General features: G+C 58.0%; 1 protein-coding gene. It reads right to left on the reverse strand.

Going from position 1 to position 1,153, the window contains the following annotated elements; translation table 11 throughout:
• Positions 1-1,153, reverse strand: a 1,153-nt coding sequence (tuf, locus tag NAV27_RS19125; RefSeq protein WP_256055321.1) for an elongation factor Tu, incomplete at both ends; no start/stop codon positions are given.

Below are 1,153 nucleotides of genomic sequence, written 5' to 3' on the forward strand. Positions count from 1 at the left end.
CACCAACGGTACGACCACCTTCGCGAATCGCGAAGCGCAGGCCTTCTTCCATGGCGATCGGCTTGATCAAGGTAACAACCATTTTCACGTTGTCGCCCGGCATCACCATCTCGACGCCTTCCGGCAGCTCGCACGAACCGGTCACGTCAGTGGTACGGAAGTAGAACTGCGGACGGTAGCCCTTGAAGAACGGAGTATGACGACCACCTTCTTCTTTGGACAGCACGTACACCTCGGCCTCGAACTTGGTGTGCGGCTTGATGGTACCCGGCTTGGCCAGAACCTGACCACGCTCAACGTCATCACGCTTGGTGCCACGCAGCAGCACGCCGCAGTTCTCACCAGCACGACCTTCATCGAGCAGCTTGCGGAACATCTCAACACCAGTACAGGTAGTCTTGGTGGTCGGACGCAGACCGACGATCTCGATTTCTTCCTGGATCTTGACGATACCGCGCTCGACACGACCCGTCACAACGGTACCGCGACCGGAGATGGAGAACACGTCCTCGATCGGCATCAGGAACGGCTTGTCGATGGCACGAACCGGCTCAGGGATATAGGTATCCAGCGTTTCGACGAGCTTCTTGACGGCAGTGGTGCCCATCTCGTTGTCGTCCTGACCGTTCAGGGCCATCAGCGCGGAACCAATGATGATCGGAGTATCGTCGCCCGGGAAATCGTAAGTGCTGAGCAGATCGCGCACTTCCATTTCCACCAGCTCCAGCAGCTCGGCGTCATCAACCATGTCGGCCTTGTTCAGGAACACGACGATGTAGGGAACACCAACCTGACGGGACAGCAGGATGTGCTCGCGGGTCTGCGGCATGGGGCCGTCAGCAGCAGAGCAGACCAGGATCGCACCATCCATCTGGGCAGCACCGGTGATCATGTTCTTCACATAGTCGGCGTGGCCCGGGCAATCAACGTGGGCGTAGTGACGAATGTTGGAATCGTACTCCACGTGAGAGGTGTTGATGGTGATACCGCGAGCCTTCTCTTCCGGCGCGCTATCGATCTTGTCGAAGTCGACACGAGCGGAACCGAACACTTCGGAGCACACACGGGTCAGCGCAGCAGTCAGAGTGGTCTTGCCATGGTCAACGTGACCAATGGTGCCGACGTTGACGTGCGGTTTGTTACGTTCGAATTT

The sequence above is a fragment of the Stutzerimonas degradans genome, assembly GCF_024448505.1.
In the GTDB taxonomy this organism is placed as follows: Bacteria; Pseudomonadota; Gammaproteobacteria; order Pseudomonadales; family Pseudomonadaceae; genus Stutzerimonas; species Stutzerimonas degradans.